Source organism: Cupriavidus sp. CP313, from assembly GCF_054072015.1.
This window is the reverse complement of record NZ_JBSVZB010000001.1, coordinates 242664-267283: the sequence shown is the minus strand read 5'-3', so window position 1 is coordinate 267283 and position 24620 is coordinate 242664. Positions and strand designations below refer to the sequence as shown.

Annotated in this window: 15 protein-coding genes; 11 read left to right on the top strand and 4 right to left on the bottom strand. The window is 70.0% G+C overall.

From position 1 onward, the window contains the following. Positions 1–2 precede the first annotated feature (2 nt). Positions 3–1262: an Hsp70 family protein gene (locus ACW4E8_RS01180; protein WP_456802840.1), complete on the top strand. Its 1260-nt coding sequence runs from the start codon at positions 3–5 to the stop codon at positions 1260–1262. Positions 1263–1280: 18 nt separating this feature from the next. Here ACW4E8_RS01180 and ACW4E8_RS01175 read toward each other — a convergent pair whose 3' ends face one another. From ACW4E8_RS01175 to ACW4E8_RS01160, 4 genes are all read right to left on the bottom strand, one after another. Continuing rightward, positions 1281–1967 (bottom strand): phosphorylase, encoded by a 687-nt coding sequence (locus tag ACW4E8_RS01175; protein ID WP_456802839.1) that lies wholly within the window; start codon positions 1965–1967, stop codon positions 1281–1283. Continuing rightward, a complete protein-coding gene (shc, locus tag ACW4E8_RS01170; RefSeq protein WP_456802838.1) occupies positions 1964–3982 on the bottom strand; it encodes a squalene--hopene cyclase in 2019 nt (672 codons plus the stop codon). The genes ACW4E8_RS01175 and shc overlap by 4 nt, the downstream gene beginning before the upstream one ends. A 59-nt stretch (positions 3983–4041) precedes the next feature. Then, positions 4042–4911, bottom strand: coding sequence for a presqualene diphosphate synthase HpnD (gene hpnD / locus ACW4E8_RS01165; protein ID WP_456802837.1), 870 nt, complete (start codon positions 4909–4911; stop codon positions 4042–4044). A gap of 228 nt (positions 4912–5139) precedes the next feature. Next, on the bottom strand, positions 5140–5343 hold the full coding sequence (locus tag ACW4E8_RS01160) for a cold-shock protein (RefSeq protein WP_010810931.1): 204 nt from the start codon (positions 5341–5343) through the stop codon (positions 5140–5142). A 1015-nt stretch (positions 5344–6358) separates the two neighbouring features. Between ACW4E8_RS01160 and ACW4E8_RS01155 the strand changes: the two genes are divergently transcribed. The 10 genes from ACW4E8_RS01155 to ACW4E8_RS01110 all read left to right on the top strand — a co-directional run bounded on the left by ACW4E8_RS01155 (position 6359) and on the right by ACW4E8_RS01110 (position 24540). Beyond that, the gene (locus ACW4E8_RS01155) at positions 6359–9271 is read left to right on the top strand and encodes a bifunctional glycoside hydrolase 114/ polysaccharide deacetylase family protein (RefSeq protein ID WP_456802836.1); all 2913 of its coding nucleotides are present in this window, start codon (positions 6359–6361) and stop codon (positions 9269–9271) included. Then, entirely contained in the window at positions 9234–13328 is a 4095-nt protein-coding gene (locus tag ACW4E8_RS01150) for a tetratricopeptide repeat protein (protein ID WP_456802835.1), read from the top strand. The genes ACW4E8_RS01155 and ACW4E8_RS01150 overlap by 38 nt, the downstream gene beginning before the upstream one ends. A 59-nt stretch (positions 13329–13387) precedes the next feature. Beyond that, positions 13388–13954, top strand: a complete 567-nt coding sequence (locus tag ACW4E8_RS01145) for a transporter (RefSeq protein WP_041228943.1) — start codon at positions 13388–13390, stop codon at positions 13952–13954. A gap of 66 nt (positions 13955–14020) precedes the next feature. Continuing rightward, the gene (locus ACW4E8_RS01140) at positions 14021–15460 is read left to right on the top strand and encodes a PelD GGDEF domain-containing protein (protein ID WP_456802834.1); all 1440 of its coding nucleotides are present in this window, start codon (positions 14021–14023) and stop codon (positions 15458–15460) included. Next, entirely contained in the window at positions 15453–16439 is a 987-nt protein-coding gene (locus ACW4E8_RS01135) for a tetratricopeptide repeat protein (RefSeq protein ID WP_456802833.1), read from the top strand. The genes ACW4E8_RS01140 and ACW4E8_RS01135 overlap by 8 nt, the downstream gene beginning before the upstream one ends. After that, positions 16436–18034 carry a GT4 family glycosyltransferase PelF gene (gene pelF, locus ACW4E8_RS01130; RefSeq protein WP_456802832.1) on the top strand — a complete coding sequence of 533 codons (1599 nt, stop codon included), beginning with the start codon at positions 16436–16438 and terminating at the stop codon, positions 18032–18034. Before ACW4E8_RS01135 ends, pelF begins: the two co-directional genes overlap by 4 nt. A gap of 2 nt (positions 18035–18036) precedes the next feature. Beyond that, the gene (pelG, locus tag ACW4E8_RS01125; protein WP_456802831.1) at positions 18037–19407 is read left to right on the top strand and encodes an exopolysaccharide Pel transporter PelG; all 1371 of its coding nucleotides are present in this window, start codon (positions 18037–18039) and stop codon (positions 19405–19407) included. 310 nt (positions 19408–19717) lie between these two features. Beyond that, positions 19718–20446, top strand: a complete 729-nt coding sequence (locus tag ACW4E8_RS01120; protein ID WP_456802830.1) for a response regulator transcription factor — start codon at positions 19718–19720, stop codon at positions 20444–20446. Then, positions 20439–22130, top strand: a complete 1692-nt coding sequence (locus ACW4E8_RS01115; protein ID WP_456802829.1) for a FecR domain-containing protein — start codon at positions 20439–20441, stop codon at positions 22128–22130. The genes ACW4E8_RS01120 and ACW4E8_RS01115 overlap by 8 nt, the downstream gene beginning before the upstream one ends. Then, positions 22105–24540: a CHASE2 domain-containing protein gene (locus tag ACW4E8_RS01110; RefSeq protein WP_456803020.1), complete on the top strand. Its 2436-nt coding sequence runs from the start codon at positions 22105–22107 to the stop codon at positions 24538–24540. Before ACW4E8_RS01115 ends, ACW4E8_RS01110 begins: the two co-directional genes overlap by 26 nt. The last annotated feature ends 80 nt before the right edge of the window (positions 24541–24620 follow it).

The window sequence follows — 24620 nt, the reverse complement described above, 5'->3', positions numbered from 1 at the left end:
CGATGATGTCAAACGCATGCGGCCTGGACTTCGGCACGTCCAACTCAACGGTCGGCTGGAGCCATCCGGAGCGGCCGGCGGCGCTGCTGCCGCTGGAGGACGGCAAGGTGACGCTGCCCTCGGTGATCTTCTTCCACGCGGAGGATCCGCTGGTCAGCTATGGCCGCGCCGCGCTGGGCGATTACCTGGCCGGCTATGAAGGCCGGCTGATGCGTTCGCTCAAGAGCCTGCTGGGCACCTCGATGATGGACGACAGCACCGAGGTGATGGGCCAGGCGATGCCGTTCCGCAAGCTGCTGGCGCACTTCATCAGCGAGCTGAAGACGCGTGCCGAGCAGGCTGCCGGCACGGAATTCTCGCGTGCGGTGCTGGGCCGCCCGGTGTTCTTTATCGACGAGGACCCGGCCGCCGACCAGCTGGCCGAAGACACCCTGGCCGAGATCGCGCGCGACGCGGGCTTCGGCGAGATCGCGTTCCAGTACGAGCCGATCGCCGCGGCCTTCGACTACGAGGCCCGGATCACGCGTGAGGAACTGGTGCTGGTGGCCGACATCGGCGGCGGCACCTCGGACTTCTCGCTGGTGCGCCTGTCGCCCGAGCGCGCCGCGCGCAGCGACCGGCGCGACGACATCCTGGCCAATGGCGGCGTGCATATCGGCGGCACCGACTTCGACCGTGCGCTCAGCCTGGCGCGCGCGATGCCGCTGCTGGGCCTGGGCAGCGCGCTGCGCAACGGCAAGGCGATGCCGTCCAGCCAGTATTTCGACCTGGCCAGCTGGCACACCATCAACCTGGTCTATACGCGCAAGGCGTGGTCGCTGGTGATGGACAACTACCGCGACGCCGCGGACACCGTGAAGCTCGACCGCCTGGTGCGGCTGATCCGCGAGCGCGCCGGCCACTGGCTGGCCATCCAGATGGAAGCCGCCAAGATCGAGCTGTCCGATGCCGGCAGCACCGACGTGGACCTGCACCGGCTGGAGCAGGGGCTGACGCTGAGCATCACGCGCGACGAGTTCGATGCGTCGATCGACAAGCTGGTGGTGAAGACCGAACAGACCGTGCAGAAGCTGCTGGTGGATGCCGGCGTGGATGGCGCCGCGGTCGATACCATCTTCTTCACCGGCGGCTCCAGCAGCGTGCCGCTGCTGCGGCAGCGGCTGGCGGCGCTGTTGCCGGAAGCGCGTTGCGTGGAAGGGGACCGGTTCGGCAGCATTGGCAGCGGGCTGGCGCTGGATGCGGTGAGGAAGTTTGGCGGCTGACGCCGTCAGCGGATCCCTTCAGCCGGCCAGCGTCCGCACATCGCGCAAGCCGTATTCATCCCCCAGCGCCAGCCGGGCCGCCCGCAGCGCGCCGCGAGCGGCCGCCGCATCGCCCGCCAGCCGCAATAGCGCCGGCAGTTCCCACGGCGCGCGCAAGAGCGCGCCCAGCACCGCGCCCACATCCGTCCTGCCGCCGTCCCCCATGCCCGCCGCCGCGGCAGCCGGGACCGCGCGACTGGCCGGGTCGAGCACCACGCGGCAAGCCGCGAACGGCAGCCGGCAAGCCGCCGCCATGCGCGCGGCGAGGTGCGATTCCATGTCGACGCAGAGCGCCCCCGTGGCCCGGTGCAGCATCTGCTTGGCGGCAACCGAAAGCACCGGCTGGTCCGCGCCGGCAAGTATCCCGACCCTGGCATGCGGCAGCGCCGCGTGCATCGCCCGGGTCCAAATCATGTCGGTGTCGTAGCGTTCGCCTGCCGCGCAGACCGAGTCCGCCAGCACGAGATCGCCCGGCGCCAGCGCGGGATCCAGCCCGCCCGCCACGCCAAAGCTGAGGATGCCCATGCAGTGCCGGCTCGCCATCGCGGAAACGCCTTGTTCCAGCGCATTGCCGCGCAGGCCGTGCACCACGCGGCAATGCGGGCCGGCGGCGATGCGCGCCTCGAAAGCCATGCCGGTGACGACCAGCACGAACGGTGACGTCATAGCCCCCACGACACCTGGTGCGCGCCGCCGCGCTGCAGGTTGCGGTAGCGCGCCAGTGCCCACAGCGGAAAGTAGCGCGCATAGCCGTGATAGCGCAGGTAGAACACGCGCGGAAAGCCCACGGCGGTGAAGCACGGCTCATGCCACAGGCCGCCGGATTGCTGCGTGCGCAGCAGGTAGTCGATGCCGCGTGCCACCGCAGGATGCTGCGCGGCGCCGGCTGCCATCAGCGCCAGCAGCGCCCACGCGGTCTGCGAGGCCACGCTCGGCGCGGGCTCGTAGCCGCGGTAGTCGAGCCGGTAGCTGCTGCCGTCCTCGCCCCAGCCGCCGTCGGCGTTCTGGATCTGTGCAAGCCAGGCCACGGCGCGGCGCATCTCGGGGGCTTCCGGGGCCAGGCCCGCGGCGTTCAGCGCGCACAGCGCGCTCCAGGTGCCGTAGATATAGTTGGTGCCCCAGCGGCCGAACCAGCTGCCGTCGGGCATCTGCTCGGCCAGCAGGTAGCGCAGGGCGCGCGCGGCCGGTTCGCTCTTGCCCGGCGTGGCGCCGATCTGGCACAGCATCGACAGGCAGCGCGCGGACACGTCCGCGGTGGGCGGGTCCAGCAGCGCGCCATGGTCGGCAAAGGGGATGTTGTTCAGGTAGAGATGCGTGTTCTCGGGCTCGAACGCGCCCCAGCCGCCGTCGCCGCTTTGCATGCCGACGATCCACTCGGCGGCGCGCGCCACGGCTTCGTCATAGCGGCCCGGCACATCGTGCGCGCGCATGTAGCGGTCCATCGCGGCGGCCACCACGGCGGTGTCGTCCACGTCCGGGTAATAGGCATTGGCGTACTGGAAGGCCCAGCCGCCGGGGCGCACCCGCGGGCGGCGCACGGCCCAGTCGCCGCGCACGTCCAGCACCTGCAGCGGCCTGAGCCAGTCCAGGCCGCGCCCGGCCGCGGCCGTTGCGCGCGCCTCGCCGGTTTCCAGCAGCGCGTGCGCGGCCAGCGCGGTATCCCACACCGGCGACAGGCAGGGCTGGCAATAGGCTTCGTCGCCGTGCTCGACCAGCAGCCGCTCGACGGATTGCCGCGCCACCGCGCGCGCCGGGTCGTCGGGCGGCACGCCCAGCACGTCGAACATCATCACGCTGTTGGCCATTGCCGGGAAGATCGCGCCCAGGCCGTCCTCGCCGTTGAGCCGCTCACGCACGAAGGCCTGCGCCGCGGCAATGGCGCGCCGGCGCAGCGTGCGCGGGAACAGCGGCTCGGCAACGCGCAGCAGCGCGTCCAGGCCGCGGAACACGGTGTACCAGCCGGCGTGCTGGTGCGTCGCGCGCGGCGCCAGCCCCACCGTATGGCAGTTGCCGACGAACAGCTCATTGATGCCGACCCCGCGCGGGTTGCGCGCCTGCGGGCGCAGGCTGTTCAGCACCAGCAGCGGCACGATCACCGTGCGCGCCCAGTACGAGACCTTGGACAGGTGGAACGGAAACCACTGCGGCAGCAGCATGATCTCGACCGGCATCATCGGCACTGCCGACCACGGCATCACGCCGTACAGGGCCAGCAGAGTGCGCGTGAATACATTGCTGGCCTCGGCGCCGCCCAGCGCGTGGACGGCCCGGCGCGCGCGCTGCATATGCTCGGCCTGGGGGTCGTCGCCGGCCATCTTCAGCGCGAAATAGGCCTTCACGCTGGCGCTGACGTCGGAGCGGCCTTCATGGAACAGTGGCCAGCCGCCATCGGGATTCTGGATGCGGCGCAGGTAGCGGGCCAGGCGGGCTTCAAGCTCCAGGTCCGGGGCTTCGCCGAGGTAGTGCACCATCAGCACGTATTCGGCGGGAATGGTGGCGTCGGCTTCCAGTTCGTAGACCCAGTGGCCGTCGGGGCGCTGCTGGTGCAGCAGCGCGTCGATCGCGCGGCCGATGCCGTGGTCAAGTGCCTGCGCGGCGCCGCGCGGCGAGGGGCTGTCCCCCGCGCTGGCCGGCGCGATCCGTGGCACTGCCGTGGCAAAGGCGGTCTCGTTCATCGACATGCAGACTCCTTGTGCCGGCGCACGGCGCGGCCGCGCCCGGCATGCATCGGGTGCAGCGCTCAGCCAATGGCGTGGCGCAGCACGATCCAGAGCAATTGGGCGCGCGGCAGGCGCACGCGCTGGCGCGGCGCGCGCCAGCCCTGCGTGCGCAGCCGCGCCAGGATGCGGTGGTAGACCTCGGCCATGATGCGCGGCGAGCGCACCTGCCGGGACGGGCAGCGCGCCATGATGGCGTAGGCCCGGTCGTAGTGCGCCTGGGCCTCGCGCGCCACGGCCGCGCAGGCCTGGCCGACGGCGGGGTGGGCCACCACGGCCTGGGGCGTGTCCGCCCCGATGCCGGCCGCGGCCAGCGCCTCTGCCGGCAGGTAGAGCCGGCCGATGGCAGCGTCTTCGTCGATATCGCGCAGGATATTGGTCAGCTGCAGCGCGCGGCCCAGGTGGTGCGCAAGCGCGATGCCGCACGCTTCTTCCAGGCCGAACACGCGCACCGCCAGCCGGCCGACAGCGCTGGCGACGCGATCGCAATACAGGTCAAGGGTGGCCGCGTCGGGGGCGCGGATGTCCTGCACTACGTCCATGGTCATGCCGTCGATCACGGCGAGGAAATCCTGCTGCTGCAGGTGGAAGGCCCGGATCTGCGCGCTCAGCGGCTGCAGGGCGCGAGGCGGATTGCCGGTGTAGCAGGCGGCGATGTCGTGGCGCCAGGCATCGAGGGCGGCAAGACGCTCGGCGTGCGGTGCGTTGCCGTCGGCGATGTCGTCGACCGCGCGGCAGAACGCATAGATCTCGAACATGGCCTGGCGCTGCGCTGGCGGCAGGATGCGCAGCGCGGCATGGAAGGAACTGCCGGCCGAGGCCGCCGGGCCCGCCTGGCTGCCATGGTCGGCGGCGACAGGGGCGTCTTGCGCTGCGATTTGAGTACCGGCCACGTAACTCCTCGACACGCTGCATACCGTCCCGCACTGGCCGCGCAGCATCCGTGCGCGCCCACTGGCGGGAGGGTGGTTGTGGGTCGGCCGATTATAGCAATTTCACCCGTTGCAAGACCGCCGCATCCGCGGCCCCGGTGCCGGCGCGCCAATAAAAAAAGCCCCGCGCCGAAGCTGCGGGGCTTTCCTTCCGGCCGGTCCGCTGGACCGGCCCGGACTCCACCGGTATCAGAGGGCCTGAATCTTGGTGGCTTGCTCGCCCTTCTGGCCCATGGCCTTGACGTAGCGTACCTTCTGGCCTTCCTTCAACGACTTGAAGCCATTGCCTTCAATTGCGGAGAAGTGCGCGAACAGATCATTGCCGCCTTCATCCGGCGTGATGAAGCCGAAGCCCTTGGCGTCGTTGAACCACTTAACGGTACCGGTTTCCATATCTATCTCAACCTTGAATTTCAAAATGAGCGAAAACGCTCGTTATACACCGTGTGCAACGCACCCAGCGGATCCTTTTTATGTTCCCCGCCAGCGCATTCCATATGACTTCGATATGTCGCTGTCGTGACAACCGAAAACGTCACGGAACGACAACACCAAAAGACACACCGCATGGGCGCTGCACAAGTGGGAATCATTCTGCCGAATTTTCCCGGCGTGTCAATCAGGCTAAGCGCCTAATCATGATGAGAGGTTCCGATAGGAGATATTAGCGTTTTCTACTTCGGCTTCAGTTCAGTGAATTCCCTGATTTTCTATTGGCGCGTTTGGTTGTGCGTGCACCGTCAGCGAGCGCGATGCCACGCCCCCGTGCATAATGCCTGCCGTCCGGTGCATGGGCGTGCCATCTTTCTTACAAATTCTTACGGCGCGCAATGCCTACCGCGTTCGGGGGAAGCCGGCGCGGCCCGGATATATCATTATGCTGAGAATAAAGGCCAGGCCGGTGGCCGCGCTCGCGTCGTGCACCGACATACATGAGCGCCCCCACTGTATGCGGGCCCATACATAAAAGATCGGAACGGGGAATCCATCATGGCGTTTCAAACCTAGCTGTCCGGCATCGTGGTTGCGGACAGCCTCACCGCCCGTCACGCACGGGGCCTGGACTGTTCTCCGTTGTTTGCAATTGAGCTGAGGCACGCCTCCGGTACGCCCGTACCGCGAGCGGGCCGGCGCGCGCCTTGCGGCATGGCGGCGCGCGTTAACGCGCGAGCCGGCTCAATGTCTCAGTGATGGGACAATTGTTGACAATGTGATCCATGCGTCTGTCCTAGCATTCGTTTGCCGGATACCATCGGATTTTTCCGATTCTGATATCCACAGTCAGACACAAGGCGGCGACGACCGCCTCAGGAAATGTTGCGCGTGAGGCACTTGCCGGCGTGCGCAGACAAGAGGAAGCAAGCCTGTGAAGCAGCTGGAGGAAGCACAAGGGAGCCGGGGCGGCCGCATGCCGTTCCGATCGGGGTGGGTAGGGATGCGCATGGCGCAGCGGGTGCAAGGCATCGCGCTGGCGCTGTCGCTGGCCTTTGGGGCGGCGACGGCTGCGGCCGCGCCGGCGCCCGCGGCGCAGACGCCATCCATGCCGTCGATCGCCTTGCACTACGGCGCCAAGCCGCCGGTTGACGCCCTGCAGGCCTTCGACATCGCCGTGGTCGAGCCCGACAGCGGCTTCGACCCGCGCCAGGCGGCGACGCCGGCCACCGCCTGGTTTGCCTATGTCAGCGTGGGCGAGGTGCTGGACAGCCGCCCCTACTTCAAGGACATCCCCAAGGCCTGGTTCGTCGGGCGCAATGACGCCTGGAACGCCCCGGTCATCGACCAGGCAGCCGACGGCTGGCCTGCCTTCTATGTCGACAAGGTGATCGCGCCGCTGTGGGAGCGCGGCTTCCGCGGCTTCTTCCTCGATACCCTCGATTCCTACCAGCTTGCCGCCAGGACCGACGCCGAGCGTGCGCGGCAGGAAGCCGGGCTGGTGCGCGTGATCCGCGCCGTCAAGGCGCGCTACCCCGAGGCGCGCCTGGTCTTCAACCGCGGCTTCGAGATCCTGCCGCAGGTGCATGACCTGGCCTATGCCGTCGCCTTCGAGTCGCTGTTCCGCGGCTGGAACCAGGCCCAGGGCCGCTATGTCGACGTGCCGCAGGCGGACCGCGACTGGCTGCTGGCGCAGGCGCGCACTATCCGCGAGCAATACCGGCTGCCGGTGATCTCCATCGACTATTGCCCGCCGGCGGACCGCCGCTGCGCACGCGAAACCGCGCAGCGCATCCGCGCGCTGGGCATCACGCCCTATGTGGCCGATCCCGGGCTGCAGACGGTTGGCATCGGCAAGGTCGAGGTGCTGCCCCGGCGCGTGCTGGTGGTGCAGGAGCGCCGCCCCGGGGTGTCGATCGATGATTCCGAGGGTGTGCGCTTTGTCTCGATGCCGCTCAACTACCTTGGCTATCGCGTGGATTTCGCCGAGACCAGCGATGACTTGCCCGAGATCGGGCCGGACCGCTACGCCGGCGTGGTGGTGTACCTGTCAGGCAATGTCACGGCGCAGCCGGGACGCTTCTATACCTGGGTGCAGGCGCGCATGGCGCAGGGCATGCCGGTGGTGTTCCTCAACGACTTCGGCACCAATGTGAGCGGCGCGGTGGCGCGCAGCTTCGGGCTGAAGACCGTCAAGGGCCGCGTGTCGGGCCCGGTCGAGGTGCTGGCCAAGGACCGGATGATGGGCTTCGAGATGCCGGTGGCCCCCGACCGCACCCAGGCCGAAGCGATCCAGGTGCCGGACGGCGATGGCTACCGTTCGCTGCTGCGCCTGCGCTCGGGCACGCTGACCTATGACGCCGCCGCGATCACGCCGTGGGGCGGCTATGTGCTGGGGCCGTACGCGGTGCGCCAGAGCGGCAACGGCAATGGCCAGAGCCGCTGGGTGGTGCAGCCGCTGGACTTCCTGCGCGAGGCGCTGCGCCTGCCCGCCATGCCCGTGCCCGATGTCACCACCGAGAACGGCCGGCGCTTGCTGACCATCCATATCGACGGAGATGGCTTTGCCTCGCGCGCCGAGATTCCCGGTGGCGGCTTCTCCGGCGAGGTGCTGTTCCGCGAGATCTTCGACCGCTACCGGCTGCCGATGACGATGTCGGTGATCCAGGGCGAAGTCAGCAAGGACGGCATGTACCCCAGGCTCAGCGCCGAGCTTGAGCCGATCGCGCGCAAGATCTTCGCGCAGCCCTATGTCGAGGTGGCCAGCCATACCTTCTCGCATCCGTTCGAATGGTCGCGCACGGTGCCGGCACAGCCAGGGCAGGCAGCGCAATCCAGCGGGGCCGCCGTGGTCGAGGGCGACGAGGCCTTCCACCTGAGCATCCCCGGCTACAGCATGGACCTGAACCGCGAGATCGGCGGCTCCATCGACTACATCAACCGCACGCTGGCGCCGGCCGGCAAGCCGGTCAGCATGCTGCTGTGGTCGGGCGACTGCCAGCCGCCGGCCGAGGCGCTGCGGCTGACCGACAAGGCGCGCGTGCTCAACATGAACGGCGGCGATACGCTGATCACGCGCAGCAACCCGAGCTGGACCGCGATTGCGCCGCTGGGCATCAACAAGCCCGGCGGTACCTTCCAGGTGTTTGCGCCCAACCAGAACGAGAACGTCTACACCAATCTCTGGCACGGCCCGTTCTACGGCTTCGAGCGCGTGATCGAGACCTACGAGCTGACCGACAAGCCTTATCGCTTCAAGCCGGTCAATATCTACTACCACAGCTATTCGGGCACCAAGGCCGCGTCGCTGAAGGCGCTGCGCAAGGTCTATGACTATGTGCTGGCGCAGCCGTTGCTGCCGCTGCACTCGACCGACTACGTGCGCAAGGTGCTCGACTGGCAGGACATGGCCGTGGCGCGGGACGTCGGCGATGGCCGCCAAGGCAGCACCGGTGCCGAATGGATCGTGCGCGGCGACGGCAACCTGCGCAACCTGCGCTGGAGCGGCGCGGGCATGCCCGACGTGGGCGCGGCGCACGGCGTGACCGGCACCTCGCCGGCGCCGGGCGGCGGCGTCTACCTGCACCTGGATGGCGGCGATGCGCGCTTTGCCGTGCGCGACACAGTCACTGCTCCGGCCGCGCCGCAGCTGGCCGAAGCCAACGGCATCGTGCGCGACTGGTCGCAGCGCGACGGCGTCACGCGCTTCGCCTTCAGCGGCTACTTCAAGCCATTCTTCCGTCTTGCCAACGCCGGCAGTTGCCGTGTGAGCGTCGATGGCAAGCCCGTACAGGCCGTCCGCGAGCGCAACACGCTGCGCGTGGATACCGCACCCGTCACTGATCCGAACCATGCCAGGCAACAAGTCGAAGTCCGCTGCGCCGGTTGAGCGCGAGCGGCTGCTGCCGCCGGCGCTGGTGCTGACTTTCACCGCGATGGTGGGGATCGGCCTGGCGCTGATGTTCCCGCGCGAGACCCTGCGCGAACGCCTGCTGGGCCAGGGCCGCACTATCGACGGGCTGACCATGGCCTACCTGGAAGCCTGGTGGAAGGTCACGCCCGACGACCCTGGTTTCATGGGCGTGCTGGCCGAACAATACGCGCGCACCGGCCGGCTGGAAGAGGCGCAGGCCATGCTGGCGCGCATGCAGGCCGTGCAGGGCACCGACCTGTCGGGCCAGATCCTGCGCACGCGCATCGAGATCGCGCAGCAGCGCGCCTGGGCCGCGCTGCCGGATACGCCTGAGCGCGAGCAGAACCTGGTGCAGCTGCGCAGCCTGCTGGACCAGGCTGCCGGGCGCAGCTGGGGGCTGGCCGACCTGCAGACGCTGGCCACGCAGTCCAGCCAGGCGGGCGCCCAGGACGCCATGCGCAAGTTCTATGCGGCGCTGGCCAGCCAGGACCGCAACAACGCGGCCTTCTGGAACCGCCAGCTGGCCGACATGGCGATCGCGGGCGGCGATTATCGCGACGCCGCCAACGCCTTGTTCGCGCAGCAGGCGGCCGCCACCACGCTGGCCGAGCGGCGCGCGCTGTTCCTGAAGGCGGTGCAGACGCTGCAGTCAGGCAACCTGCTGGACGAAGCGCTGGCGCAGGCCGAGCGCCACGGCGGCAAGCTGCTGGACGATCCGGAGGTGCTGCGCTACCTGACAAAGCTGGCGCTGGCGGCCAACAGGCCGGAGCAGGCCAGCCGCTATGTCGAGCGGCTGCTGAAGGTCTCGGCGCGCACGCGCGACGCCGGCCCGGCGGCGCTGGCCGCACGCCAGGCCGAGGTGCGGCGCATCGCCGCCAGCCAGCCCTGGGCCGAGCGCGGCTTTGTCTTCCTCGACGGGCCGCGCGGCCTGGCATTGCGTGAAGCGCTGGCCGCTTCCGGCCAGCTGGGTACGCGCAAGATTGCGGCGCAAGGTGCTGCGCCCGCGCAAGCACCGGCGGAGCCAGCCGACAAGCCGTTCAACGCCGACGACTACGACCTCGCCTATCGCGTGTTCCTGTCGGCCGGCAAGCTCGATCAGGCGCAGCGCGTGGCCGAGACCGCGGTGCGCCGGCTGCCGGGCGAGGCGATCTGGCGCGAACGGCTGGCCCAGGTGGCCGAATGGAACCGCCAGCCCGCCGTGGCCCTGAAGAGCTGGCTCGACTATGCCCGCGCCACCAACGACGAGCGCGCGTGGGATGCGGTCATGCGGCTCGCCCCGGGCCTGTCCGACGACCGCGCCTACCTGGCCGCGCTGCGCCACCGCGCGGGCGGCTCGGACCTGAAGACGGTGGATGAGGTGGTGGCCGCCTATGAACGCCTGGGCGAGCCGGAAGAGGCCATGCGCTTCCTCGAAGGCCTGAGTCATGGCCCCAGGGCGCGCGACATCATGGAACGCCACGCCGCGCTGGCCGAGCGCGCTGGCAAGGACGAGCGCGCGTTCCAGGTCTATACGCAGCTGCAGCAGCGCTTCGGCCCGCGCCCCGCCTATGCGCTCAAGCTGGCCAACCTGCTCTATGTGCGCGGCAAGCTCGCGCAGGCGCTGGACGCAATGCTGCCGGCGCGTGCCACGGCGGGCAAGGCCGACATCCTCTACTGGCGCACTTTTACCGAACTGGCGCGGCTGAACCAGCGCGACGACCTGCTCAAGGACGGCTATCGCGAGCTGATGCTGGCGGCGGCGCAGACACAGGACGAGCACTGCCTGCAGATGCCGGCCGGCCCGGCGCGCAACGACTGCCTGGACGAGGTCCGCGACACGCAGGAGGCGGATTTCTCCAACCTGATCGCCTACTACGACAAGACGCCGATCGACGCCGGCCGCATCGCCGAGGCCGACTGGCGCCGCAGTGGCAAGCCGCAATCGCTGGAACTGGCGCTGTACTACTACACGCGTGCCCATGCCTACCCGCGTATCGGGCGCCTGCTGCAGGATATGACGCCCGAGCAACGCCGGGCGGCAGCGCAGTCGAGCCGCTTCCTGATGCGGCGCGCGGAGTACTACCGCGTGACCGGCCAGCGCGACCTGGCCCTGGCCGATCTGCGCCGCGCCGCGGGGCGGCCGGACGCCGACAGCGAAACGCTGGCGGCGCTGCTGTGGACGCTGGTCGACCAGGGCAGCGATACCGAGGTGCGCGCGGTGATGCGCCGCGTGAAGGACGACGCGGAAGACAACCCCGACCTGTGGGGCGCCTTTGCCGCAGGCCATATGCGCTTCCAGGACGGGCGCGCGGCCATGCACTACCTGCGCAAGCTCAATGATGGCAAGAGCGCCGATCCGCTCTGGCTCAGCCTGATGGCCGATGCCTATGAAGCCATCGGCCAGACCGACATGGCCTGGCGCGTGCGCCGCCAGGCCTGGATCGACCTGCACCACGGCTGGTCCCAGGGCGGGGTACGCTATGCCCGGCTGCGGCCCGACAACACCGACGGCGACGAGGAGTACGAGAACGAATCCGGCGCGCCTTCGCGCGCGGACCTGCGTCGGCAGACCGTGGCGCTGGGGCAGATCTTTGCCTCGGGCGATGTCTCGCGCGGGCTGGTGATCCAGATGCTGCGCGCGGACCGCGCTTCCACGGCGGCGCGCGAACTGGTGCCGCCCATGGCGGGCGCGCCGTCGCAGCTGGGCGAGGTGGCTGGGCTGCCGCCGCTGCATGAGGCAGCAATTGCGCCCGCGCCCGCGGAGCTCGTGCGCAATGCGGCCCGCCGCGATGCCGCGCTGTCCGCTGCCGGGCGCGATGCCGCGCTGGCATGGGCGATGTCCGCGGAATCCAACGAACTGGAGCGAGCCTGGCTGGCCCGCCAGTACGTCAACCGGCTGCAGCGCCCGGCGTATGCCGAGGTGGCGATCGCGCTGGACCGGCAGGACATGAACAGCCTTGACCGTATCCTGGAGCGCCAGGCCGGCCGCGTGCCGGTGGCCAACCAGATCGAGGCCAACCAGCGCCTGGACCGCATCAGCGCCGCGCAGACGCTGGCCTTCGAGACCCAGGAGCGGGCCCGCTCCGACGACACGCTGCAGGAAACCCTGCAGGAGACGCTGCTCTACAACGCCCAGGCGATCGAGCCGCGCGTGAGCTTCATGCACCAGAAGCCGCTGGAATATACCGAAGGCAGCCTCGCGGGCGGCGTGCGCCTGTGGGACGGGTATGACCTGAACCTGCGCGGCACCTGGCGCGACCAGCGCAGCACCGATCCGCAGCAACTGGTGAACGTGCCGTCGTCCGACCGGCGTGCCGACCTGTCGCTGGGTTATCGCGACAACAGCAAGCGCTGGCGTGCCACGGCAGGCTACCGCGAGGGGCTGGACACGATGGCGACCGCGCGCTTCTTCGGCGAGTGGAACCAGCAAGGCCGGCTGCAGTTCAGCACGCTGGCCGGGCTGAACCAGCCGGCCGATGAATCGGCGCCGCTGCGCGTGGGCGGGGCCAAGGACGTTGTGGGGCTGGGCGCAACCTACCGCTTCAGCCTGCGCGAGTTCGTCGGCGCGCGCATCGAGTACAGCAGTTTCCGCGGACAGGACCGCAGCGCGCTGGGGCATGGCATGGTCTATGACGTCGAGGCCGGCTACAAGATCCGCACCTCGTATCCGGACTACACCGTGCGCGTGGTCGGCACGCATGCCAACTACAGCGCCAACGGCGGCAGCCTGACGCCGCGCATGGCATCGCTGGTGCCGGTCGACGACGAAGCCACGCCGGCGTTCTACATGCCGCAGGGCTTTACGCAGGCCGGCGTGCTGTTCGGCTTCGGCACTGAGTTGCTGGATGAGTACACACGCAAGTGGCGGCCGTTCGGTGAAGTGGGGCTGCTGCGCGACACGCGCGCACGGCAGAACTTCCGCGTGCAGGGCGGGGTGGCCGGATCGGTGTTCGGCAACGACCACCTGGCGCTGTATATCTCGCATGAGACCGCGGCGCGCAATGGTGGCACGCCGCTGACGGAACTGGGAATGCGCTATCGCTGGCTGTACTGAGCCGGTGGCAGCGGATGGCAGGGATCGGGTAACAACAGGACATGGAAAAGGGGATGAAGATGAACAAGCAAACCACGGCAGTGACGGGCAAGACGGTGGCCAGGCGGCTGGCGGCATGGTGCGGCGCGCTGGGCGCGGCACTGTGGCTGGCGGGTTGCGCGGTGACGGATGTCGGCCGCGCGCCGGCGCTGGCACGCGGCGAGACCATCGCGGTGCTGCCGATCGTGAACTACACCGAGACGCCGCAGGCCGGCCTGCGCGCCGAGGCCATTGCCGAGAGCCTGCTGAAGACCGGCGGCGTGGCCAGCCTGAAGCGCTATCCGGCCAGCCTCAACCCGGAAACGCTGTTCGAGCCGGCCGAGCGCGAAGCCGTGGGCAAGGCGCTGGAATGGGCGCGTGCCGAGAAGGCCCGCTACGCGCTGACCGGCGCGGTGCAGGAATGGCGCTACAAGGTGGGCGTGGACGGCGAGCCCGCGGTCGGCATCTCGCTGCAGCTGCTGGACGTGGCCAGCGGTGAAGTGGTGTGGTCGGCCACCGGCAGCGACAGCGGCTGGAGCCGCGCGTCGCTGTCGGGCACCGCGCAGAAGCTGCTGCGCCGCCTGCTGGCGCCGCTGATGCAGGGCTGAGGCGGCGGCAAGCCATCAGGAAGAGGCTGCACACCGATGCAGCGATGGAATGGTTGAAGCAAGGGGATGAGCGTGGCCAATACGGCTGACAAGACATATCGCGCGCGGCAAGGACAGGGCATCGGCCTGGGTGGGCGCTATGCGCGCCTGCTGGCGCCGGCGGTCAGCGGGCGCGCGGCCGTGGTGGAACTGGTGGTGGCCATGCTGGCGGCAATGGGGCTGGCGTGGCTGGTGCTGCCGCAGAATCCACTGCTGCTCGGCATGGGCTTTCCGTGGGCCTGGCTGCTGCCGGTGATCCTGGCGCTGCGCTATGGCACGCTGATCGGTGTGGGCAGCGTGCTGATGCTGCTGGGCGGCTGGTACTTCTACCAGCAGACCGGCGTGATGGCAGGGCCCTTCCCGCGCCTGTTCTTCCTCGGCGGGCTGCTGCTGGTGCTGGTGGCCGGGCAGTTCGGCGATATCTGGGGCACGCGCCTGGCGCGCGCCCGCGCCGTGAACCGCTACCTGGACGAACGCCTGGCGGCACTGACCAAGAACCACTACCTGCTGCGCATCTCGCATGCGCGGCTGGAGAACGACCTGCTGGCGCGGCCCACCACGCTGCGCGACACGCTGTCGCAGCTGCGCAGCGTGGCGCTGGACGAGGCGGCACGCACCGGCCAGGTGCTGGCCGGCGCGCAGCCGATGCTGCAGGTGGTGGCGCAGGCCTGCCAGCTTGAGGCGGCCGCGCTTTATGCCTGCGATGGCGAGCACGTGGACGGTGCCCCGGTCGCCAGCGTCGGCCCGGAATTCACGCTCGATACCACCGACCCGCTGGTGCGCCACTGCCTGGACACGCGCCAGCTCGCGCACCTGCGCGCCGACGGCCTGCAGCATGGCGCGCAGACGCGCTACGTGGCGGTGGCGCCGGTGCTGGCCGGCTCCGACCACCTGATCGGCCTGCTGGTGGTTGAGCGCATGCCGTTCCTGTCGCTGACCTATGAGAACCTGCAGATGCTGATGGTGCTGCTGGGCTACTACGCCGACGGCGTGGAGCACGCCGGCGCCACCCGCACCATCCAGGCGGCGCTGCCGGCCTGCCCGTACCCGTTCGCGCTGGACTATGCGCGGCTGTCGCGGCTGCGGCGCGAGACCGGCATCGAAAGCTCGGTGGTGGCGCTGGTGTTCGACGCGGATCCGGAGCGCGATGCGCTGTTCGAGCAGGTGGTGCGCAGCCGGCGCGCGCTGGATGTGGCGTGGCCGGTGGTCAACGCCCATCACCGCGCCATGCTGACGCTGATGCCGCTGTCCGATGCGCAGGCGGTGGCGGCCTACCTGGTGCGCATCGAAGACATGCTGCGTGCGCAGTTCGGCACCGACTTCACCAGTGCGGGCATCGGCGTCTATACGCTGGCGGTGCCCGGCGCCGGCTCGGAAGACGCGCTGGTCAAGCTGCTGCGCCGGGCCCAGGTGGATGGCGCGATCGCGCCCGCCACGCTGCCGGCCGGGGAAGCGCCCCATGTTTAAGCTCGGCGCCAGCGGGCTCGCCGCCCAGATCGCCGCGCTGGCGCTGCTGGCGCGCGCCGGCAACAGCACCGCGCTGCTGCTGGCCTTCTTCGGCATGCAGGCGGTGGCTGCCGCGCTGACGGCGCTGCTGGTGTGGCGCCTGCTGCCGCGGCGCTTTCGCGTGCCGTTCGGGTGGAGCTATGGCTTTCTCGCGCTGTTCTGCTTCTTCGTGCCGCTGGGCGGCGCGCTGGTGTGCCTGGGCAGCTACCTGTTTTCGAAGCTGTTCCCGCGGCGCGTGGACACCAGCGGCATCGGCACCGTGGGCTTGCCTGAGTTCGTCACGCACCTGATGTCGCGCGTCACGCACGGCGGCGGCGCGCGCCTGCGTGCGCAGCTGGGCAATGCGCGTGCGCCCCTGCCCGAGCGCATGACCGCGCTGGTGGCGATGCAGTCGATGCCGGCGCGCACCGCCAGCCCGGTGCTGCGCGAACTGCTGGCCGACAGCGTCGACGACGTGCGGCTGCTGGCCTATGGCATGCTGGACGGCGCCGAGAAGCAGCTGACCCAGCAGATCCTGGCCGAGCTGCCGCGGCTGGAGAGCGCCAACAGCGCCAGCGAGCGCGCCGAGATCAGCAAGCGGCTGGCCGACCTGTACTGGGAACTGATCTACCAGAACCTGGTGCAGGGCGACGTCTACCGCTACACCGCCAGCCAGGTCGAGCGCTACGCCAGCGCGGCACTGGCGCACGACGACAGCAATGCCTCGCTGTGGTACATGCGCGGGCGCCTGGCACTGGCGCGCAATGCCCCGCGCGAGGCGCGCGAATGGCTGCAGCGCGCCGAATCCCTCGGCTTCGCGCGCGAGCGCGTGCTGCCGCACCTGGCCGAAGCCGCCTACCTGGAACGCGACTACGCCGCGGTGCGCCAGCTGATGGCATCGTTTGACAGCCCCTCGCCGCTCCCGCTGGTGCGGCCCCTGCTGCGGTACTGGCAATCATGAGCGAGATCCTGGTAAAAGGGACGTCGGTCGACGTCATGTTGCTGCTCGAAGGCACCTTCCCGTATGTGAGCGGGGGCGTGTCGAGCTGGGTCAACCAGATGATCCGCGCGTTCCCGGACCTGCGCTTCGGTATCGTCTTTATCGGCAGCCGGCGCGAGGACTATGGCGACATGGCCTACCAGCTGCCGCCCAACGTGGTGCACCTGGAAACGCACTACCTGTACGATTTCCCGCCGCCGCCGCTGGTACAAGGCACCACTGGCGATGCCAAGGCGTTCGACGCCTCGGACCGCCTGCACGAGCTGCTGCGCGACCCGGGCCGCGAGGCCGAGGCCGGCGCCATGATCCGCGAGCTGATGCCGGCGCTGCGCGAGGGCGGGGCGCTGGGCGAGGACGCCTTCCTGTACAGCCGCCGCGCCTGGCAGACCATCACCGAGCAATACCGGCGCTTCTGCACGGACCCGTCGTTCACGGACTATTTCTGGACCGTGCGCATCATGCACAAGCCGCTGTGGCAGTTGGTGCGCATTGCCGACAACCTGATCCCGGCGCGTGTCTACCACACGGTTTCCACCGGCTATGCGGGCTTTCTCGGGGCGCTGCTGCGCCACCGCAACCAGCGCCCGCTGCTGGTGTCGGAGCACGGCATCTACACCAAGGAACGCAAGATCGACCTGTTCCAGAGCCAGTGGATCCGCGACAACCGCAATGTGTTCGAGCGCGACATCGCCCAGATCAGCTACTTCCGCGAACTGTGGGTGCGCTTCTTTGAAACCATTGGCCGGGTCTGCTACGACGCCGGCGACGACATCGTCGCGCTGTATGAGGGCAACCGCCGCCGCCAGGTGCAGGACGGCGCCCCTGAGGTGCGCACGCGCAGCATCCCCAACGGCATCGACCTGCCGCGCCTGGCGCCGCTGCGCGCCCGCCGCAAGCCGGGCGTGCCGCCGGTGCTGTGCCTGATCGGCCGGGTGGTGCCGATCAAGGACGTCAAGACCTTTATCCGCGCGATGCTGACAGTGGTGCGCGAGTACCCGGATGCCGAAGGCTGGATCGCCGGCCCGGAGGACGAGGATCCCGACTACGCGCGCGAATGCCGCAGCCTGGCCGAAAGCCTGGGCCTGGGCCAGAAGGTGAAGTTCCTGGGCTTCCAGCGCATCGATGCGCTGCTGCCGCAGGTGGGCGTGCTGGTGCTGAGCTCGATCAGCGAGGCGCTGCCGCTGGTGGTGCTGGAAGGCTTTGCCGCCGGCGTGCCGTGCGTGACCACCGACGTGGGCTCGTGCCGCGAGCTGCTGTTCGGCCTGCCCGGCGAGGACGCCGCGCTGGGTTCGGCCGGCGAGGTGGTGCGCATTGCCGACCCCGCGGCACTGGCCGCGGCGGCGCTCGGGCTGCTGCAGGACCCGGCGCGCTGGCAGGCGGCGCAGGCCGCCGGCGTGGCGCGCGTGGAGCGCTACTACACCCAGGACCGCATGGTGGGCAGCTACCGCGAACTGTATCAACGGCTGATGGCGCAACCGGACGGCGCCGGGCATGGCGGACATGAGCGGCAGGGCGGCGGCAATCCCGCGCGCTGCCCGGTCCACGGAGGAGCCTGAGCATGGCTGGCATTGGATTCGAGCTGCGCAAGATGCTGCGGCGGGACAACCTGTCGGGCATGCTGAGCGCCTACGCGTATGCCGGCATCATCAGCTCCGGGCCGTGGATCCTGTCGATCGTCGGCATCCTGCTGATCGGCATGCTGAGCCTGCCCTTCGTGGTGCCGGGCTCGCTGATCACGCAGTTCCAGGTGTCGGTGACCTACCTGATCGCCGGCAGCCTGATCCTGACCGGGCCGATGCAGCTGGCGTTCACGCGCTTCACCTCGGACCGGCTGTTCGAGAAGCGCGACCACCTGATCCTGAGCAACTACCACGCGGTGGCGCTGCTGGCGACGGTGCTGTCTGGCGGCATCGGCGTGGCGTGCGCGGTGTTCAGCTTCGGCGAGCAGTCGGTGCTGTACCGGCTGCTGATGGTGGCGGGCTTCGTGGTGCTGAGCAATATCTGGATTGCCGCGATCTTCCTGTCGAGCATGAAGCAGTACAAGGCCATCGTGTGGACCTTCCTGCTGGGCTACGCGATCTCGGTCGGGGCCGCGCTGGCGCTGCGCGGCCACGGGCTGGAAGGGCTGCTGGGCGGTTTCGCCGCCGGCCAGCTGTGCCTGCTGACCGGCATGGTGACGCTGATCTACCGCAACTACACCAGCCGCCAGTTCATGTCGTTCGAGGTGTTCCAGCGCCGCTATGCCTACCCCAGCCTGGTGGCGATCGGCCTGCTGTACAACCTGGGCATCTGGATCGACAAGTTCATGTTCTGGTACGCGCCCTCCACCGGGCAGCAGGTGATCGGGCCGCTGCATGCGTCGATCATCTACGACATCCCGGTGTTCCTGGCCTACCTGGCGATCATCCCCGGCATGGCGGTGTTCCTGGTGCGCATCGAGACCGATTTCGTCGAGTACTACGACGCGTTCTACAACGCGGTGCGCGGCGGCAGCTCGCTCGAGCATATCGAGGACATGCGCAACACCATGGTCCAGACCATCCGGCTGGGTTTGTACGAGATCGTCAAGGTGCAGGCCATCGCCGCGCTGCTGCTGTTCGCGGTGGGCGTGTGGGTGCTGCGGCTGCTGGGCATTTCCGAGCTGTACCTGCCGCTGCTGTACGTGGACGTGATCGGCGCCAGCCTGCAGGTGGTGCTGCTGGGGGTGCTCAACATCTACTTCTACCTGGACCGCCGCCGCGAGGTGCTGCTGCTGACCGCGACCTTCGTGGTGCTGAACTTCGCGCTGACGCTGCTGACGCTGCACCTGGGGCCGGCCTGGTATGGCTACGGCTTTGCGGTGTCGCTGCTGGTGGTGGTGGCGCTGGCGCTATACCTGCTGGACCGCAAGCTGGACCGGCTGGAGTACGAGACCTACATGCTGCAATAGGCCCTGCCGCAAGCGCCGCGCCCGGCTCCCCGGACGCGGCGATTGCGCCAAGGATGATGCAGTTCGAAACACGATCGCGGAGGGATCGGCGCAGTTGCTGCCGCCACCCCTCGTCGGGGCATCTCGACGAAAGGGCCCGCGATTGGGTAACATGGCGGCAGCCGGCGGGCTTCGGCCTGGCCCGTCGGATCAGATCGACGGCCGCGCCCCCCTGGGGGTGAATATGAGGAATGACTTGCCGGCCGAGCCGTCGACATGCCGTGGCAGAGACCGCAGTTGCAGTCGGAAGCTGGCAGAAGGATGTAGAGGTATGCGTATTGCCTCCGTGGAGGATGATCCGGATCAGGCCGAACTGATCCGGCAGATATTGGGCGAAGCCGGCTTCGAGTGCGAGTCCTTCGCCAACGGTGCGGACTTGCTGCGCGCGCTGCGCGAGCGCGCCTATGACCTGTTGCTGGTCGACTGGCAGCTGCCGGGCACCAGCGGCTATGAGCTGGTCAGCTGGGTGCGGCAGAAGTCCGGCAATATGCCGCCGATCCTGTTCGTCACCAGCCGCACCGCCGAATCCGATATTGTCGACGGCCTGACGGTGGGCGCCGACGACTACATGCTCAAGCCCATCCGCGCCGGCGAGCTGATCGCCCGCGTGCGCTCGCTGCTGCGCCGCGCCTACCCCGAGGCGGCGCAGGAAGTGGAGCTGATCCGGCGCGGCAACTACACCGTCGATACCCACGCGCGCACCATCACCGTCGGCGGCGAGCCGGCGCTGCTGTCGCCGCGCGAATATGAGCTGGCCCTGTTCCTGTTCCGCAATACCGGGCGCCTGCTGGCGCGCGAGGTGATGGAGCAGGGCGTCTGGGGCCGCGCCATGGGGGCGGGCTCGCGCACGCTGGATACGCATATCTCGCGGCTGCGCCTGAAGCTGGCGCTGCGCCCCGAGAACGGCGTGCGGCTGACCTCCGTGTATTCACACGGCTATCGCTTTGAAGAGGCCTCCGCGGCTGACACGGAGGCGGATGAGGCTGGGGCGGATGCGTAAGCGGATTGGATGTGCCGCGCTGGCCCTGCTGGCCGGCGTGGCGGTTCCGGCGCATGCCGGGCCAGCGGGCGCGGAAGGCGCCGATTTTATCTACCTGGTGGAGCCGGGCGATACGCTGATCGGCCTGGCCTCGCGCTACATGGCGTCCGAGGAAGGCTGGCGCACGCTGCAGCGCCTGAACAGCGTGGCCGATCCATACCGGCTGGTGCCCGGCTCGCGCCTGCGCATCCCGCTCAGCCAGATTCCCGGACAGGCCGCCTCGGCGCGCGTGGTCTATGTGGCCGGCGAGGTCCGCGCCAATGGCCGGCCGCTGCAGGCCGGCATGACGCTGGACGAAGCCGCGCGCATCGAGACCCCCGCGGGCGGCTCGGTCACGCTGGAGCTGCCGGACCGCAGCCGCGTCACGGTGCCGCCGGCCACCACGCTCTCGGTCAGCCGGCTGCGCACGTTCGCGCGCAGCGGCCTGACCGACACCGTGATCCGCATCGACAAGGGTGCCGCCGATACGCGCGTGGCGCCCACGGGCGGCGGCGTCGGGCGCTTCGAGCTGCATACGCCGATGATGGTGACCGGCGTGCGCGGCACCCGCTACCGGGTCTCGGCCGACACGGCAGGAAGCCGCAGCGAGGTGCTGGAAGGGCGCGTCGGTGTCAGTGCGGCGCGGGGCGCCCGCGCCCGGCCGGCATCGGACCGCGCCATGACCGCGGCGGCGGCGGTCGGTGCCGGCTATGGCATCGGCGTGTCGGCCGGCGGCAAGCTGTCGCAGCCGGTGGCGCTGCTGCCGGCGCCGGCCCTGCTGCCCCCGGCCGATACCGTGCTGGGCCCGTCCTTCGAGGCCGCCTGGCAGCCGGTGCCGGGCGCTACCGGCTACCGCGTGCTGGTGGCGCGCGATGCGGCGCTGAGCGAACTGGCCTGGACCGGCACCGCCAGTGGCGCCAATGCCACGACCGCGCGCGTAGACGGCCTGCCCGAGGGCACGCTGTACCTGAGCGTCAGCGCCATCGACAAGCACCAGCTGACCGGGCACGGCGCCCAGGCGCCGGTGGCGGTGCGGCTGAACCCGCCGGCGCCGTTCACGCAGCAGCCTGCTGCCGATGCGGTGCGCTATGCCGACACAGTCGCCTTCGAATGGGCCACCGTGCCGAGCGCGGCGCGCTACGAACTGGCGCTGGCCGCCGATCCCGCCTTTACGCGGGATGCCGCGGTGCAGGCGGCCTCCGAGCCCGCCGCTACGCAAGCGCTGGTGCCGGGCCGCTGGTGGTGGCGCGTGCGCAGCGTCGATGCGGCGGGCCGGCCGGGCCCATGGTCGGATGCGGTCGCCTTCAGTGTCGAGCCCAAGCCGCCCGTGCCCACCCTGCAGGACGACGGCGGCGCGCTGCATATCGGCTGGCCCGAGGGCAGTGGTGCCGGCGCGGGCTACCGGGTCCAGGTGTCGGCCGATGCAGGCTTTGCCACGCTGCTGGCCGACGAGCACACCACCACCAACGCCATTGACCTGCCGCGCCCCGCGCCCGGCGTCTATTTCATTCGCGTGGCACGTGCGGCGCCGGGCGTGACGCCGGACCCGGCCGCGTACTCCGCACCGCAGCGCATCGAAGTCTTTGCCTTCCTGCGCGACGCGCAGGGCGGTGCAATCGGGTCGGGCGACCGGCCGGCCGGTGGTGGCCGCGTCCGGCTCAACTGACGCGCCAGGCCCGGCACCGGCCGCGCCCGCGCGGGCAGGCGGGCGGGCTTTCGGGCGGCGCACGCTGATCGAATGGTGCCTGCTGGTTGTGGCCGTGCTGGCCCTGGTGGTGCTGGCCGCGCGCCAGGGCTGGGCCGAGCGCGCCGACCTGGCCGCCTACGACATCGCCATCAGCGCCCAGCACCATCCGGCCCGCGACGACATCGTCATCGTCGGCATCGATGACGCCAGCATCACCGCCATCGGCCGCTGGCCGTGGCGTCGCGCGGTGCTGGCGCAACTGGTCGAGCGCATCGCCGCCGGCCGGCCGCGCGTGATCGGCGTGGACGTGATCCTGTCCGAGCGCGACACCCGCTATCCGCAAGACGACGCCGTGCTGGCCCGCAGCCTGGCCCAGGCCGGCAACGTGGTGCTGCCGGTGGTGGCCGAATCCGGCCCCGCCGGCATGCTGGTGCGCTACCCGCTGGCCGGGCTGGGCGCCGCGGTGGGCCATATCAACATGGTGGTCGATACCGATGGCGTGGCGCGCCAGGTTTACCTGCGCGAAGGGCCCCATCCGGTGGCCGCCGCGGGCGTGCCGCACCTGGCCGCGGTGATGGCGGCGTTCGGGCGCGCCGGCGAGCCGCCCGGCATCGCGCGCCAGGAGCCGGCCCGGATCACCGAAGCCAACGGCTGGGAGCGCAGCGGCCGCCTGCGCATCCCGTATGCCGGCCCGCCCGGCACCTTTGCCCGCGTGTCGGCGCGCGACGTGCTGGACGGCCGCGCCAACCCCGCCATCTTTGCCGGCAAGGCCGTGCTGATCGGCGCGCTGGCCACCGGCATGGGCGACGTGCTGCCGACGCCGGTGTCGCGCGATGGTCGCGGCATGAGCGGGGTGGAGATCCTGGCCAATACCGTGCAGGCGCTGACCGACGGCGACGCCATCGTGGCGGTGCCGCGCGCCTGGCAGGTCGGTGGCACGCTGCTGGCGGTGCTGCTGGCCGCACTGGCCGCGCTGCGCCTGCCGCCGCGCGGCGCGCTGGTGGCCACCGGGCTGCTACTGGCTGGCCTGCTGGGCGGCTCGCTGTTGCTGCTGGCGCTGGCACGGCTGTGGATTGCCCCCGCTGCCGCGGCGCTGGGCTGCGTGCTGTTCTACCCGCTGTGGAGCTGGCTGCGCCAGGAGGCGGCCCTGCGCTTCCTTACCGACGAGCTGGCGCGGCTGGAGCGCGAGCCTGGCCTGATTGCCGCGCCGCGCCATACCGGCGCCACGCTCGACAGCCGCATGCGCGCCGTCTACGGCATGAGCGCGCAACTGCGCGGCACGCGCCGCTTCCTGTCCGATGGCCTGGAAAGCCTGCCCGATGCCACCGCGATCTGCGACCTGGATGGCGGCGTGATGCTGGCCAACCGGCGCTGCGTGGCGCTGGCGCCCGCGGTGCTGGACGGCGAGCCCGCGCGCGCGCCGGGCGAGGCCGGGCCGCCGCGGCCGACCATCCACGCGCTGATCGAGGCGCTCTTTCCCGCGCCGGCACCGGCCCTGGCGTACTGGCAGTCGCTGCACGACCGCCACGCCGGCGCCCGCATCGCCCCGGTCCCGGTCCCCGACGGCGGCATTGAAGTGGCCGGGCGCGGCGACCGCCGCTACCTGCTGCACGGCGCGCCGCTGCATGCCGAGGCCGGCGCGGTGGCCGGCCTGATCGTCAGCGTGATCGACATCACGGCGATCCGCATTGCCGAGCGCCAGCGCGAGCAGATGCTGCGCTTCCTGTCGCACGACATGCGCTCGCCGCAGGCGTCGATCCTGGCCTTGATCGAGCTGCATGAGCGCCGCGCGCGGCGCGATGGCGCAGCCGCCGGCGATGTCGCCACGGACAGCGGCGTGCTGGCCCGCATCGCCGCCCATGCACGCCGCACGATGACGCTGGCCGACGACTTCATCAGCGTCGCGCGCGCGGAGTCGAAGACCCTGGCGTTCATGGAAGTGGAATTGGGTGGCCTGGTGCTGGATGCGACGGACCAGCTCTGGGCGCTGGCCAAGGCCCGCGACGTGACGCTGCAGATCGACCTGCCGGACGAGCCCGTGGTGCTGCAGGGCGAACCGGCGCTGCTGGCGCGCGCCATTGCCAACCTGGTCAGCAACGCGATCAAGTTCAGCCCGCCTGGCGGGACCGTGACGGTCTCGCTAACGCGTGAGCCGGGCAGCTTTGTCGTTGCCGTGCAGGACCACGGGCCGGGGATTGCCGAGGCCGACCAGGCACGATTGTTCGAACCGTTCGCACGCTTGCATGAGGGGCAGCAGGGCGCGCCGGAAGGCGCGGGTCTGGGGTTGGTGCTGGTGCGGGCCGTGGCCGAGCGGCATGGCGGCAGGGCCAGCGTGCGGAGTGCGGCTGGGGCGGGGGCGGTGTTCCGCATCGAATTGCCTGTGGCCTGAGCGAACTGCCGCAAGCCACGTTACGGCCGCCGACACAATTGTTGGCAGTCGCCACAGGCGGATTTGCGTAGCATCGGATC

Coding starts and splice junctions, on each gene's coding strand:
- ACW4E8_RS01180 (WP_456802840.1), top strand. CDS start 3: ATGATGTCAAACGCATGCGGCCTGGACTTCGGCACGTCCAACTCAACG.
- ACW4E8_RS01175 (WP_456802839.1), bottom strand. CDS start 1,967: ATGACGTCACCGTTCGTGCTGGTCGTCACCGGCATGGCTTTCGAGGCG.
- shc (WP_456802838.1), bottom strand. CDS start 3,982: ATGTCGATGAACGAGACCGCCTTTGCCACGGCAGTGCCACGGATCGCG.
- ACW4E8_RS01160 (WP_010810931.1), bottom strand. CDS start 5,343: ATGGAAACCGGTACCGTTAAGTGGTTCAACGACGCCAAGGGCTTCGGC.
- ACW4E8_RS01155 (WP_456802836.1), top strand. CDS start 6,359: ATGCCGTTCCGATCGGGGTGGGTAGGGATGCGCATGGCGCAGCGGGTG.
- ACW4E8_RS01150 (WP_456802835.1), top strand. CDS start 9,234: ATGCCAGGCAACAAGTCGAAGTCCGCTGCGCCGGTTGAGCGCGAGCGG.
- ACW4E8_RS01145 (WP_041228943.1), top strand. CDS start 13,388: ATGAACAAGCAAACCACGGCAGTGACGGGCAAGACGGTGGCCAGGCGG.
- ACW4E8_RS01140 (WP_456802834.1), top strand. CDS start 14,021: ATGAGCGTGGCCAATACGGCTGACAAGACATATCGCGCGCGGCAAGGA.
- ACW4E8_RS01135 (WP_456802833.1), top strand. CDS start 15,453: ATGTTTAAGCTCGGCGCCAGCGGGCTCGCCGCCCAGATCGCCGCGCTG.
- pelF (WP_456802832.1), top strand. CDS start 16,436: ATGAGCGAGATCCTGGTAAAAGGGACGTCGGTCGACGTCATGTTGCTG.
- pelG (WP_456802831.1), top strand. CDS start 18,037: ATGGCTGGCATTGGATTCGAGCTGCGCAAGATGCTGCGGCGGGACAAC.
- ACW4E8_RS01120 (WP_456802830.1), top strand. CDS start 19,718: ATGCGTATTGCCTCCGTGGAGGATGATCCGGATCAGGCCGAACTGATC.
- ACW4E8_RS01115 (WP_456802829.1), top strand. CDS start 20,439: ATGCGTAAGCGGATTGGATGTGCCGCGCTGGCCCTGCTGGCCGGCGTG.